The sequence below is a fragment of the Alcaligenes sp. GCM10023179 genome (assembly GCF_042653705.1).
GTDB lineage: Bacteria > Pseudomonadota > Gammaproteobacteria > Burkholderiales > Burkholderiaceae_B > Alcaligenes > Alcaligenes phenolicus.
Genome location: NZ_JBHSIQ010000001.1, coordinates 392,513 through 406,044 on the forward strand (window position 1 = coordinate 392,513; position 13,532 = coordinate 406,044).

The following is a 13,532-nucleotide window of genomic DNA, read 5'->3' on the forward strand; positions in this document are numbered from 1 at the left end:
TGCTCAGGTTTTCTGTTGCGTCGCCAGCTCTTGGAGGCCTGGGTACTGTGTATCTTTATCAGATAGCCTTGGGTTCTGGATTGGCCACGCTATTGCCACTTCAGGGCAGTCCCATGCAAGTCCGCCCTCGTCCTGGGGGAAGTAGTAGTCGGTGCATTTATAGGTGAAGTCGGCAATTTCGGACAGAACGCAAAATCCGTGTGCATAGCCTGGGGGAATCCAGAGTTGGCGGTGGTTGCTGTCGCTAAGCTCTACACCCACATAGGTACCAAACGTGGGGGAGGCGGGGTTGATATCGACCGCGACATCGTAAACAGCACCCCGTGTCACGCTGACTAATTTACCTTGTGGCCGGGTGCGCTGAAAATGCATCCCACGCAGAACACCTTGCTGAGAGCGGGAGTGGTTATCTTGAACGAATGGCAATGTAATGCCGGCTTGGTCACGATACCGTTCGACACTGAATGTCTCTTTAAAGAATCCTCGTTCGTCACCGAAGACACGTGGCTCGATGATCATGACGCCGTTCAGTGCAGTTTCAATCACCTTCATGCTTTGCTCCAGCCAGTTTCAGCAGGTATTGGCCATAGCCCGTTTTAGCCAGTGCCTGGGCTTGCTCGTGTAGCTGCTCACGACTGAGCCAACCTTGATTGAAAGCAATCTCTTCCAGACAGGCGACTTTCAGGCCTTGGCGATGTTCAATCGTGCGCACGAAGCTGCCAGCTTCTTGCAGGCTTTCGTGAGTGCCTGTATCCAGCCAAGCAAAGCCCCTGCCCAAAAGGCTGACGTGTAATTGGCCGGATTCTAGGTAAGCATTGTTGACGTCTGTGATTTCCAGTTCGCCGCGGGCAGAAGGTTTAACTTGACGGGCGATGTCGACCACCCGGTTATCGTAAAAGTACAGGCCAGTGACAGCAAAGTTTGATTTGGGTTTGGAGGGTTTTTCCTCAATCGAAATCGCTTTACCTTGTGCGTCGAACTCGACAACACCAAAGCGTTCCGGGTCACTGACTTGATAACCAAAGACAGTTGCGCCTGTTTTTCGTTCTGCAGCTTCGCGCAACATCTGGCTAAAGCCGTATCCGTAGAAAATATTATCTCCGAGAATCAGACTGACATTGTCCTGGCCGATGAAGTCGGCTCCGATAATAAAGGCTTGGGCCAATCCATCGGGTGAGGGTTGTTCAGCGTAAGACAGAGACAAGCCGTAGCGAGAACCATCTCCAAGTAGCTTGCGAAAATTAGGAAGGTCTTCAGGGGTGGAGATAATCAAGATCTCCCTGATGCCGGCCAACATCAAAACCGACAAAGGATAGAAAATCATCGGTTTATCGTAGATGGGCAGCAGCTGTTTGGATACGCCCATGGTAATGGGGTGAAGGCGAGTCCCTGACCCGCCTGCCAGAATAATGCCTTTCATGCCTTGTTTCCTATACGATCCAGACGGTAGTCGCCGCTAAGTACTCGTTCCCACCAGCCCGTGTTTTCCAGATACCAGGCCACGGTCTTGCGCAGTCCTGTTTCAAATGTTTCTTTGGGTTGCCAGCCTAACTCATTAGCAATTTTGCTGGCATCGATTGCGTAGCGTTTGTCGTGACCTGGGCGGTCTGTGACAAAAGTGATCAGATCGGCGTATTGTTTGACCCCTTCGGGTTTGGTGGGAGCCAATTTTTCCAGAATAGTACAGATACTATGTACGACTTCCAGGTTCTGCTTTTCGTTGTGGCCGCCAATATTGTAGGTTTCACCTGCCTTGCCAGTTGTAGCTACCAGCACCAGCGCACGAGCATGGTCTTCGACATATAGCCAATCTCGAATCTGATCGCCTTTGCCATAAATCGGCAAAGGCTTCCCATTCAGGGCATTCAGGATAACGTGGGGAATGAGCTTTTCGGGGAAGTGATAAGGCCCATAGTTGTTGGAGCAGTTGGTAATCAGTACCGGTAGCCCATAGGTACGGTGCCAGGCACGGACCAGATGATCGGAGCTGGCTTTACTCGCAGAATAGGGCGAACTGGGCGCATATGGCGTTGTTTCCACAAATAATTGATCTGTTCCATCCAGATCGCCATAAACCTCGTCTGTAGAAATATGATGGAAGCGGAATCTGGCTTGATCTTCAGGCTGCAAGGCTGACCAGTACTGCCGTGCTGCTTCCAGCAGGGTGTAGGTGCCCATGATATTGGTATGAATAAATGCGGCGGGTCCGTCGATGGAGCGATCAACATGGGATTCCGCGGCCAGGTGCATGATCACGTCAGGGCAAAACTGCGTGAGCAAATGGCTCATCTGGGAGGCATCGCATATATCGGCATGAGCAAACTGATATCGGGGATTGTTAGCTACCGGAGCAACAGACTCCAGATTCCCCGCGTAAGTCAGTTTGTCAACATTAAGGACGCTGTGATTCGTATCCAGGATCAAGTGACGGATAACTGCCGAGCCGATGAAGCCCGCTCCGCCGGTGACTAGAATGCGCATGAAGTGATCTCGTTAGTGCAGTTGGACAAAAGATTAGACTCGGACAGTGAGAATTAGCGATATCGTCTGGACAACAGGATAAGGGCCAAGCAGTCTACGCCGACTCGTATCGTCCATGCCAGTGCCGCGCCGATGACACCCCACCGGTTGATGCTCAAATAGAGCAGTCCTAAATAAGGCATGATCTCGGCCAGGTGCAACAAGGCTGTGACGCGTGAGTGGCCAGCTGCTTGAATGACGGTGTATGGGATTTGCGCGACGGCATTAAAGAAAAAACCGACCAACAGAATCTGCAGGACCGGAACGGCATCTCCCAGAAAGTCCTGTCCTAACCATAAAAGCAGAATCCACTTTGCCAGAAAAATGCCTGTCAGTGAAATGGCGCCACATACGCCACATAACAGCAGGTAGGATAACCGCGTTTCATTGCCAATGCCGCTGCGTGCGCTGAGCACCGGAAAGATGGCTCTGACCACTGATCCTGGTATGGCTAGCAGTCGGGTGATTGCTTCGGCTGGCCCGGTATAGAAGGCCACGACTTTGGCTCCATTCATCGTAGAGAGCAGAAAACGATCAAAATACACCATTAAGGGGCTGATTAAATTGCTAACTGTTAGCCAGCCGCCAAAGCGGAAAAGGGTGAAAGCGGTTGCCGTTTCCCAGCGCAACAGATATTTGCGGGATGAGCCGGGTAAGCTCCAGATATAGGCGATCAGGGCAGTTAGTAAACGGCCAAAGAACAGTCCCCAGACCGCGTGGCTCAAATCAGCATGTATCCAGACGCCAATCAATGGAAAAACAGCGAGAAAAATTCCGCTGAGAGTTCTAAGCATATTGAGAAGGCGAAAATTGGACATGCCTTCCAGGTAAGAAAACCAGACCGAGCTCAATAGTACGAGAGGAAGTGTCACGGCTAGTATGGAAAAGGCTCGTGCACTGTCTGCCTGGTACTCCGGGCTGATGGAAAGCCACTGCACCAGTGTGGTATTGAACCCAGCGATCAGTAGCAATGCCAGCAGGCTGCTTGCCGCGACAAGTATGGTCGAGGTGCCCAGGATGCTATGGATGCCTGCCAGGTTGCCTTGCTCTATGGCAACGGAGCGAATGACGGCACGGCTGATACCGAGATCAAACAGGCTGGCGTAGCCAACAATTGCAAAAAACAAGGTGAAAATACCAAACTGCTCCACCCCCAGCAGACGAGCAATAACGCCCATCGCCGGAATGGCGATAATGAGTGGGGCCGCATACCCCGCTAAGTTCCAGAAGGAGTTTTTAATTAAACTCATTGCTTGGATAAGGACGCATGAGTGTTAGTAGTTTTACTGAAGCTCATGAAGCTCCAGAAAATGGAAATGGCTAGAAGAAAAAATAATAATGTATTGTTTCTTTCCATCATGTTTTGCGTGAGATTGGAGATTGAGTAAACAACTACAAGAATAGATCCATTAATGGCTGACTGTTTTTTTATCGGGTTGTTGTGGAAAATATTTTTAATAAAATTAAAAAAACAAAAAACAAATAAAGAAACTAAAAGAAATAAACCGCTAATACCAAAATGCAGCCATGTTTCAATATAGTTGTTATGTGAGTTTGCCAGGCCGAGAATAATCGGAGCGTCGGCTCTGTTTTGTGTGAGTTGTTCCAGCGCTTTTTGATGTTCTGCATCGGACCAAGCCACAATAGGGCGCTGCTTGATTAATTCCCAGTTCGCTTGCCAGATTGCGAGACGGGCACCGATTGAGGTATTGGCGTTGCCCTCCTGGAACTGAGTAATATCTTGAGCAGCTAGTTGATATCGTTCCTGCACAAAGGAACTTTGCGTCAGCAGGGCTCCTGCCAGGATTGCCGCCAGTACGCAGCTTGTGATGCTGCGCACGGCATAGCGTTTGGGCGTGTAGGCGATAATCAGTATGGCAAGAGCAAGGGGTAGTGCAATCCATCCTCCTCGGCTGCCAGAAGCCAGAGAGGCGAATAAACCTGCGAGGGCTCCTAAGGCATAGAGAGAGGCAAGGCCGCGCTTGAACTCCTTGGCGTGCCATTGCGCCAGTAAAGCAGTCAGGCAAAATAGCCCAAGCAGGAGGGCAATATTGCCAAACTGAATTGCGCCGGTATAGCCATAAACCCTGCCATTATGAAGCTCACCGCCTAATTGTGCGTAGACTAGCCATAGAGAAGATAGGCTGCCCAATGCAAAGGAAGCCGAGATCCAGTCAGGTTTGAGTGTCGCCTTGCTCAAGGCATACAGAATGGGTAGTAGCAGCAGGTAGCGGCTGATCAGGTCAAGCTGACGGACGGCGTCGCCGTGATAAAGCCACATGGCAAGCCCGTTCAGGAAGATCAAGAGCAGCAGTACATGCAGCCCTTTGTTAAATGAGCTTGCCGGGTTGGGTTGGAGGGAGCGTAGAAAGCATAATGCCAGCGAGCTGACTAACAATAGGCCTGCCGCAATGGCATATACGTTCCGAGTCGATAGGATACTGGCGAAAAACAGTGAAAAACCCAGGTTGATACCTAAATTCGCGTATGCGGAAAAATGGAAAGAAGGTCGTTGCATGGTGGGCTGTATTGTACGCGTAGGTTTATTGGGTGTTGACCATCGTTAAACAGTCTGAAAAAGGTTGCTGTAGGTTACAATTTACAAAGCTTAGCATCCGCAGCAATCGTGAAGATGAGATAACTTAGGAATTATTTTAATAGTAGTGATTCTCATTCGTTTAGATAAATATAAGCGTTTTCGCGATACGACCAATATTTAGTTGTAACGTCCTATGCGTATAATGCTTTTTGACTCCAACTTGAAATATTGGACCACCGATCCAGAATGAGCCAGTTAAAAATTCGTCGATTTCAGCGCTTGCATGAGCTGCTGTTGCTGTCTCTACCTATTTCCCTGTTATGTGGCCTGTTGGTCACAGTCGTTGCCCCTGCCTTAGGGCTGTGGGGAACGCGTGTTTTGCTACACCCTGATGTGGGGCAGTTAAGTGCATGGATATTAACCAGCTGTGCTTTTGTCGTCAGCAAGTTAAGTATTAATAAAAGTTCGTCTGACTACCCCGGGGCTCATAGTGCGTGGCTTATTGCGCCCACGGTGCTCTGTGTATACATCCTGCTGTATGTGGTGACTTTTTTCTTGCGCTTTGATGCATCACGGGCCCTGCTGCTAAGCAGTGGTGTTTTATCCCTTTGCTGGTTGCACCTTGAGTATTTTTTGACCAGTCGATACCGCATTGTCAAGTTAGCGGTGTTGCCTGGCGGCGAGGCGGACTCCCTGATTGGATTGCCAGGTGTGGACGCCCGTTATATTTCTGATTTTGATTTGACTGGGCGACGGTTCGATGGGGTTGTGGCCGATTTTTCCTGTCTGGATGCGAATGGCGAGCGCTTTCTAACGCGCTGTGCATTGCAACGGATTGCCGTATACAGCGCCCGCCAGGTCTTTGAGTCGGTGACCGGGCGTGTGCGTATTGATCGAATGTCCGAGAACAACATCGGCTCTTTGTTGCCCTCACGTCAATATGAGATAAGCAAGACTGTGTTCGATTACACGATTGTTTTGTTGAGCGCTGTTGTTGTGGTGCCCGTGTGCCTGCTGACCGCATTGGCGATTCGACTGGAAAGTCCGGGCAAGGCGATCTACTCGCAAGTGCGAGTGGGGCAGGGTAACCGTCCGTTCACCATTTATAAATTGCGCAGCATGCGTTTCGATCGAGACGCATGCGAGCAGTTTGCTGGTGAGGATGACCCACGTATTACGCGAGTAGGGCGGATTATTCGTAAGCTGCGTATTGACGAGCTGCCGCAGTTCTACAACGTGTTGCGCGGGGATATGAGCCTGATTGGTCCGCGGCCTGAACAACCCTCTTTTGTGAAGGAATTTGATGAAATGATTCCTTTCTATAGTTACCGCCATGTCGTCAAACCTGGCATTACGGGTTGGGCGCAGGTGCGGCATGGGTATGTTTCCAATGCAGAAGATACCCGAGTCAAGATTCAGCACGATCTTTACTATATTAAGAATTGTTCAATCATGCTGGATCTCTACATTACATTTCTGACTCTCAAGACGATGGCTACAGGTTTTGGAGCACGTTAGGCGCTTGATGACAAGCGCTTCTTGATCCAATTTTTCAGCGGTTGCAGGGTGCCATGGATCAGATGGTAGAGGCGATGCAAGACGGACCCCCAATGCCCGTAGTGCTTGTTCAGATAGACTTTCATGCCGTCGCTATAACAACGTCCCCGAAATGACTCATCTGTAAATGTGCCGCCTGACTCGTGCAAGTAACGCGCGGCAGGAATATGAATGGAAGCAATGCCTTGTTGCCTTGCTCGATATTGCAGGTCTGTCTCTTCAAAGTAGAGAAAGAACGACTCGTCAAAGCCGTGAAGCTGTTGAAATTGCTCGCGACCGATTAGCAGCAAGGAGCCCGAAACGTAGTCCACCTGATGAGGCTCTGTGCGGGTGTATGAGGGAGTTAGCAAACGCCCTAGTCCGAACGCCTTGAGCATTAGTGTCAGTGGCGTGGGAAAGTGCTCATAGGCATAGCTTGGCGTGCCTTGGCTATCAACAGACAAGCCCCCCAGAATAGGCTGTGGCCCCGGTTGAGGGACAGCCAAATACTGCTGGAAGATCTCGATAACATTACAGAGCAGTTGGGCATCTGGATTCAGCAACATGATGTGAGGCGCATTGGTGTGGCGTGCGCCTATATTGCAGCCTTTGCCAAACCCGTTGTTTGCCCCTGTGCGCAGCAATTGAACCTGCGGGTAACGTTGTTCGATCTGATCACAGCTGTCATCACTGGAGCCGTTATCCACGACGGTGATGCGATAGGTATCTGGCGTACTGTACTGCTCGATACTTGCTATGGTCTCGAGAATCTGGCTGCCACCGTTGTAATTGACGAGCAGTATGTCTACCCAAGCTGTGGTCTGTGATGAAACATTCATGGGATTAAAGTCTTTTGAGGATGGCTTTGCTGAGGTAATGCAGCATCAGATACATGCTGTAAGGCGCAGACAGGCCCAGATGTTTGCGGTAGATTTCCCAGGTCCATTGAACCGATTTAAATTTGTTTGATGACAGCGAGGCATGGCCCACCCGGTAGGCCGCCAAGGGTTCGGGTACTGCACAGACTGTGCCTGCCTTGCGCGTGACTTCCAGCCACATGAGATAGTCTTCGTGGCGGATGGGCTGCTGATAAAATTTGCCCAAGGCATGGCAATCATATAGACCGGTCAGGTTACCGATGACATTGCCTTGAAGAAGTTGGTGGTAGCTAGTCTGTTGAGGGGGCGATGAGGTGCTTAGCCACTGTCCAGGCTCACGGAACCGGTAGTATGCACTAGTGCATACCAGCGTGTTGGTGGCGCGCATTAGCTCGAGCTGTTTTTCCAGCTTTTCAGGTAGCCATAAGTCATCCGAGTCCAGAAAAGCGATGTATTGTCCTTGGGCAAGTTCTATCCCGGCATTACGGGCCCGAGCAACACCTCCGTTAGCTTCACACTGTATTAAACGAATTCTGGCATCCTCTTGAGCCAGCTCCTGCATGAGCTGACTCGTGTTATCGGTTGAGCAGTCGTTAATAATCAAAAGCTCAAGATGGGGGTAAGTTTGCTCGAGCACAGAGCGAACGGAATCGGCCAGAGTGGCTTGAGCGTTGTAGGCCGGCATAATGACACTGACAAGGGCAGATTCGTTTTTTAAGGACATGAGTATTTGAGGGGTGAGGGCACTTTGGCAAAAAGTCACAATATCCTCGCCTGCTGGTCTGCCACACTTTATCTGGCAATAGCAGTGGTCTGTAATGCGGGATTTCAGTACTGAGGTGGAGATGGATTGTGCCGGGCCACTATCTGGATCATAAAAACGATACGGATTTCATTGAGTGTCTACAGGCAAGGATGCAATTAAGCGAGTATCGATACAAGTGGTAAACGGACGCCTGTGCCATACTCCGACCTACGAGACAGTCCGGTTATGATGAGAGACGTTTCCTTTGCAGGAACGGAATCCGCCGGACTTTATAATATAGCGTACTTTGAAGTAGGTAATTGATGACTAAGCCTGTGATTTCTCCGGTAGTGCTGTGTGGTGGATCGGGAACCCGGTTATGGCCACTTAGCCGGAAAAGTTTTCCGAAACAGTTTGCGCCTGTCATTCATGATCGCAGCTTGCTCAGATTGACGCTGGAGCGATTGAGCCCTTTGATGCAGAGCGGGTCTTTGGTTTGTATTGGCTCTGAGGAACATCGCTTTCTGATCAGTAATGAGCTGGAGTCCGTGAATTTGCTGGGCAAGATCATATTGGAGCCCGTCGCCAAGAATACGGCCCCTGCGGTGGCGTTAGCGGCAATGGCCGTCGGACCCGATGACTTATTGCTGATCTGTCCTGCAGACCATTTTATTCCGGACGCGCAACTGTTCGAGGAGTGCATACGTCGAGCAGTGCCTGCTGCCGAGCAGGGAGCAATCGTGATCTTTGGCGTGCAGCCTAGCTTCCCTAGTACTGCTTATGGATACATAGAAAGCAAGCATGAGCTGGGTGAAGAGTCTGCTGTGCCGGTCAAGGCTTTTATCGAGAAGCCGTCACTGGAGCTTGCCACACAGTTGCTGGCCAACCGTAATGTGTTTTGGAACTCAGGCATGGTGCTGGCCAAAGCAGATGTACTGTTGAGCGAGTTGGAGGTGTTGGCTCCTGATATGTTGGATCATGTTGCCCGAGCATTCCAGGCAGGGCAGGTGGATGGTTTGTTTTTCCGCCCAGATGCAGAAGTCTTTGCCCAGACTCCTGAAGACAGTTTCGACTATGCCGTGCTTGAAAAAAGTGACAAGGTCATGATGACCGCGTTCCGTGGCGCCTGGAGTGATGTCGGTAGCTGGAATGCCTTATCAGCAGTCCAGGAGGCTGACGAGGACGATAACCGTCTGTCGGGTCAAGCCTATGCGTATGGTTGTTCGGGTACCAGCATTCGAGCTGAACATCGTGTGGTTGTCGGCCTGGGTCTGCAAGACTTGCAGATAGTGGAAACGGCAGATGCTGTGCTGGTGGCACGGGCTTCGGAAGTGGAAAAAATCAAACACGTTGTTGAGGACCTGAGAAAGTCTAATGTTGCTCAAGCCGATACGCATCGTAATGTCGTGCGTCCCTGGGGCTCGTATGACAGCATTGATAGTGGTGATCGCTTTCAGGTCAAACGTATTGTTGTGAAACCGGGGGCCGCATTGAGCTTGCAGAAACACTATCAGCGCTCCGAGCACTGGATTGTTGTCAAAGGTACGGCCCTGGTGACCAGGGGCGAAGAGCAGCATCTGTTATCCGAGAACCAGTCTATTTATATTCCCTTGGGAACGACTCATCGTTTAGAGAATGTGGGCAAAACTTCCCTGGAACTGATTGAGGTGCAGACGGGGGCTTATTTGGGTGAGGACGATATTGTTCGTCTCGAAGATACATATGGCCGGGTGTGAGAGCGGTGAGCATTAAAGTTCTGATCGTTTCTTTAAATGGCGTCCAGGAACTCTCTGGTGGCGGACTTTATTTGCGTTCTGTGGTGAGAGCATTCGCCAGCCTGGACGATGTGGGAGAAGTGACTGTCATCTCTAAGGAGGTCGGGGAGCAAAGTGTCACTTTGCCTGAAAAAGCACGATATGTTTATGTGCCGAAAACCGTGCGTTCGGATATCGTTTCTCGAGCGATGCTCAATCCCACCTTTCTTGGAACCAGTACTGAGCTGATTGCCCAGCATGCTCAGGAAGCAGATCTGGTAGTCCTGCATAATTCTCGGTGCGGCCGCATTCTGAGTACCTTGAAACGACGGTTGCCAGGCAAGCGGTTCGGTATTATTTCTGATAATTCAGAATACGACTTGAGACGACAGCATGAAGCCAGTAGTTGGCTGCGGAAGTTGGAACGGACAATAGACAGCTCCGAGATTTATGCAGCTGAAAAGCGCTGTTTGCAGGCGGATTTTATTTCGTTTATTACGCGTAAAGATCGGGATGTGTATATCGCTCGATATGGACAGCCTGCCCTACATGAAATCTTGCCGATCACTGTCGAAGCCGGTATATCTGCTACCGAGTTAAGGCCTGCTCAACATCCCCGCGTCATTTTCACTGGTCATTTTGGCTTTGCCCCCAACGTTAGTGCACTGCAGACGTTTGCTCAGGCCGCTGAGCAATTCCGCCTGTCTGCAGCAGGGCATGACGTAAGCTTTGCTGCTGCTGGGGCGGGTCTGTCGAAATGTTCCATACCAGGGGAGCATTTTGAGAAGTTGAAGTCGCCAAGTAGTGCGCAGATGCAAGCTTTTTTCCGTAGTGCGTCTGTGTATTTAGCGCCTGTTGCGTGGGGAAGCGGCATGAAAACCAAGGTTGCAGAGGCGCTATCCTATGGCCTGCCGGTTATCTGCATGGAAAATGCTGCAGAAGGCTATGAAGACGTGCTGTCTTCGGATCGCTATCGTTGTGTGATTGAGGTGGTTAACGATGTTGGCCAAATGGTTCATGGGTTGGCAGCCTTGTTTGCGGATCCGGATGAGCTTTTGCGCCGTCGCCAGCTGGCATTGGAGGCTTTTCATTTGTATTTATCACCGGATTCACAGGCTCGCAGAATGCAGTCATTGATAGCGGCTATAGGTTTGAAGGCCGCTGATCATTAGTCTTGACGTTGAATTTCTGTTTGCAAGGATTTTTCGACGATAAAATCTCGTTGAAATTTATCTAATAGAAAAAAGGGCTGGTATTGGTTTAAAAAGTCCCGCTCAGGATTTTTGTATGCAAGAAACAGCGACAGGCTCATGGTAAGTGCACAAGCAATAATGAAAGATCCCCGCAGAAATGAGGTCTTGTTATAAAGCACTATTCCAAATAAAAGGGGGTGTACAGCCAGTAGTGCCCAGCTTATTCTTGATATATGAATCCCAAAGGGAAGAGCTGCTGAGAAAAGTAAAATACCAATAAAGTAGCAATGAAATAAGAATATATGATTGCTGTTTTCGAATATATATTTTCTGTTGATTAAAAAGAAGATATATATTAGAGAAAGTAAAGCATAAATTTTGAGGCCGCTATTTGAGAGGTGCAAAGTAAAGTAGCTAGTGTATAGCCCTGTGTATTGCGAGACAGCGGTGATCAGTAATGGTCCTAATGTTAGGAAGCAGGACCAAATTAGTACATAGATGAACCAAGAGTGCGGTTTGGATAGCCATCGTCTTAGTATCACTAGAGGAAAGAGGACCAGAATTGATTTATGAAACAGGGCTGCGACTAGCAGCCAAGCTATGGAAATTAATGTGCGGCGTTGGATATTGCTGGCAACATACACAAAAATAGCGATGGCTATAAATTGACGAATGACTCCCAAACTATCCAGGTATGCGATGGGTAAACCTAGAAAAGCAAAAAGGCCTACCGGGTGCCATTTGTAAAGCCGACTGTAGCGATCGAACGCAAGATAGTAGAATGTTGCGATCAATGCGCTTGATAGAATAAATAACAGAATAGGATCGGTGTGATGGCCAATATCCATAAGAACACGGGATAAAGGCTCGAACCAGTCGTAGTCATCTTTTTGGCTGAGATTGTAGTAAACAGGATAGTCATATCCCGCATTGAAACGTACGCCAGAAAAAATGCACAATATTAGTAGTGACAGGAAAACTTGGAGTCTGGAAGAGACTCCAAGCAGGTAGAGATAAAGCAGTGCCAGAAAGAGAAAGAGATAGTAGATCACAGTGAGAGTGTGAGGTTACTGATCTGCAGCCGTTGGTTTTTGTCTGAATAAGTACGACAGTCTGGTCAAAACATATAGACAGGCAATGCCGAGGCCACCAAGCAGGCCTATCGCCAGAGTTATCAATGTACGTGGTTGATAAGGTGTGCTGGGTTCGATAGCTGGCTGGTCTATGGTCGCAACTTGACCTGATAGTTGAGTTGAATCGATGCTGCTCAATAAGTCCAACTTAGCCTTTAGAGGTGGCAGAGTAGGAATATAGGGGTCGTTATTCTGGCGCTTCTCAAGCGTATCAAGTTGTGCTTGCAGAGCTTTTGTACCGCGCAGGTACAAGTTGTCGCCTGAATAAGAAGTAATGAGATTACCTGTAGAAGAAGGATGTTCCAGTGCAATGCTCAAGGCAATCTCATGGGCGTCCTTTATGCGCGAAATTTGCGCTTGTCGTTCTGTCTCTGCAAATAAGCGCAGGGCAGTGATCTGGGAGTCCGTTGTTTTTTTCTCCAGATCTGCCGTGCTTTGCACTGTTTGTAGAACTTCAGCACGGCTGTTCTGCAAAGCCAGGGTAACGAATTGGTTCGTCCAGGCTTTGGCTAATTGGGGATCTTGATTACTTAAGGTTACCGTTGCTGTCGGAACCCCATTCGGGCTGGAGTTCAAAATATTGAGGTCTCGCGAAAATTGTTCTCGTAGTATTTCTCTTTCCTGGGCAGGTAAGGCCGTGTTATTCAGGTGAGGGAGATAAACAGTTTCGAAAAACTCGTCGAGGGTTTTCTGGGAGTTCAGATGCCGGGTGAAGATCTGAAAAGCGGTTTCCGGAGTAAGTTCGGCAAGGTGTTGCTTGCCAGCTTCTCCCGGCTGCTCACTAAGAATATTGTCTATTTCGGGGCCTAAGGAGCGAATGGCGGTATTGAAATGAACCAGATCAGTGGGGGTGGGCGGAGTTAGGGTGGAGTGCGCGCGAAAGCGCGGTTCTGCTATCACCAGATAAGCGGCCGCGCATATTATGCCCGCTAGGGATAGCAAGATAACAGGCAATTTGTTATTGCGTAATGCATCCAGAACATCAAAGATCGTAGGGCCTTGGTCAACTGAAGAGGGGGGAGTAGACGGACTAGTCAAGCGAAAGCTCCTCTGATGGGGAAAGCCATGCGCCAATATAAGCGCTCGTTCTCGATATGCTCGCTATTGTATAGCGGGATATGAGCAGGGATCCTACAGACTGTATGAGGTTAGACCAATAGCTACAGCTATGTGACGAAGCTCTTATATTTTCTATAGTTATAAACAAATAAAGATGCGTCTCCCCAACAGGTTT

At 49.4% G+C, this 13,532-nt stretch carries 12 protein-coding genes; 3 read left to right on the top strand and 9 right to left on the bottom strand.

Features of this window, described 5'->3' with window-relative positions:
* Window positions 1-3: 3 nt before the first annotated feature.
* The 5 genes from rfbC to ACFPDR_RS01765 are packed head-to-tail and all read right to left on the bottom strand — an operon-like array spanning window position 4 to window position 5,038.
* Window positions 4-552, bottom strand: coding sequence for a dTDP-4-dehydrorhamnose 3,5-epimerase (gene rfbC / locus ACFPDR_RS01745; protein ID WP_115634470.1), 549 nt, complete (start codon window positions 550-552; stop codon window positions 4-6).
* On the bottom strand, window positions 539-1,420 hold the full coding sequence (gene rfbA, locus ACFPDR_RS01750; RefSeq protein ID WP_115634469.1) for a glucose-1-phosphate thymidylyltransferase RfbA: 882 nt from the start codon (window positions 1,418-1,420) through the stop codon (window positions 539-541). Before rfbA ends, rfbC begins: the two co-directional genes overlap by 14 nt.
* Window positions 1,417-2,481 carry a dTDP-glucose 4,6-dehydratase gene (gene rfbB / locus ACFPDR_RS01755; protein WP_115634468.1) on the bottom strand — a complete coding sequence of 355 codons (1,065 nt, stop codon included), beginning with the start codon at window positions 2,479-2,481 and terminating at the stop codon, window positions 1,417-1,419. The genes rfbA and rfbB overlap by 4 nt, the downstream gene beginning before the upstream one ends.
* A gap of 53 nt (window positions 2,482-2,534) precedes the next feature.
* A complete protein-coding gene (locus tag ACFPDR_RS01760; protein ID WP_137430611.1) occupies window positions 2,535-3,770 on the bottom strand; it encodes a flippase in 1,236 nt (411 codons plus the stop codon).
* Complete coding sequence (locus ACFPDR_RS01765) at window positions 3,767-5,038, bottom strand: O-antigen ligase family protein (RefSeq protein ID WP_376910328.1); 1,272 nt, start codon at window positions 5,036-5,038, stop codon at window positions 3,767-3,769. Before ACFPDR_RS01765 ends, ACFPDR_RS01760 begins: the two co-directional genes overlap by 4 nt.
* Before the next feature lie 267 nt (window positions 5,039-5,305).
* Between ACFPDR_RS01765 and ACFPDR_RS01770 the strand changes: the two genes are divergently transcribed.
* Complete coding sequence (locus ACFPDR_RS01770) at window positions 5,306-6,577, top strand: exopolysaccharide biosynthesis polyprenyl glycosylphosphotransferase (RefSeq protein WP_109089185.1); 1,272 nt, start codon at window positions 5,306-5,308, stop codon at window positions 6,575-6,577.
* On the opposite strand, the gene ACFPDR_RS01775 is transcribed toward ACFPDR_RS01770, so the two are convergent.
* Entirely contained in the window at window positions 6,574-7,434 is an 861-nt protein-coding gene (locus ACFPDR_RS01775; RefSeq protein WP_376910329.1) for a glycosyltransferase family 2 protein, read from the bottom strand. The two genes, ACFPDR_RS01770 and ACFPDR_RS01775, sit on opposite strands and share 4 nt — an antisense overlap.
* Before the next feature lie 4 nt (window positions 7,435-7,438).
* Window positions 7,439-8,197: a glycosyltransferase family 2 protein gene (locus ACFPDR_RS01780; RefSeq protein WP_376910331.1), complete on the bottom strand. Its 759-nt coding sequence runs from the start codon at window positions 8,195-8,197 to the stop codon at window positions 7,439-7,441.
* Window positions 8,198-8,541: 344 nt separating this feature from the next.
* Here ACFPDR_RS01780 and ACFPDR_RS01785 point away from each other — a divergent pair, with 344 nt between their 5' ends.
* Window positions 8,542-9,954: a mannose-1-phosphate guanylyltransferase/mannose-6-phosphate isomerase gene (locus ACFPDR_RS01785; protein WP_137430615.1), complete on the top strand. Its 1,413-nt coding sequence runs from the start codon at window positions 8,542-8,544 to the stop codon at window positions 9,952-9,954.
* 5 nt (window positions 9,955-9,959) lie between these two features.
* Entirely contained in the window at window positions 9,960-11,144 is a 1,185-nt protein-coding gene (locus ACFPDR_RS01790; RefSeq protein WP_376910333.1) for a glycosyltransferase family 4 protein, read from the top strand.
* Here the strand turns inward: ACFPDR_RS01790 and ACFPDR_RS01795 are convergent.
* Window positions 11,141-12,217 carry an EpsG family protein gene (locus tag ACFPDR_RS01795; RefSeq protein ID WP_115634462.1) on the bottom strand — a complete coding sequence of 359 codons (1,077 nt, stop codon included), beginning with the start codon at window positions 12,215-12,217 and terminating at the stop codon, window positions 11,141-11,143. The genes ACFPDR_RS01790 and ACFPDR_RS01795 overlap by 4 nt on opposite strands.
* A gap of 15 nt (window positions 12,218-12,232) precedes the next feature.
* On the bottom strand, window positions 12,233-13,336 hold the full coding sequence (locus ACFPDR_RS01800) for a Wzz/FepE/Etk N-terminal domain-containing protein (protein WP_376910335.1): 1,104 nt from the start codon (window positions 13,334-13,336) through the stop codon (window positions 12,233-12,235).
* Window positions 13,337-13,532 lie beyond the last annotated feature (196 nt).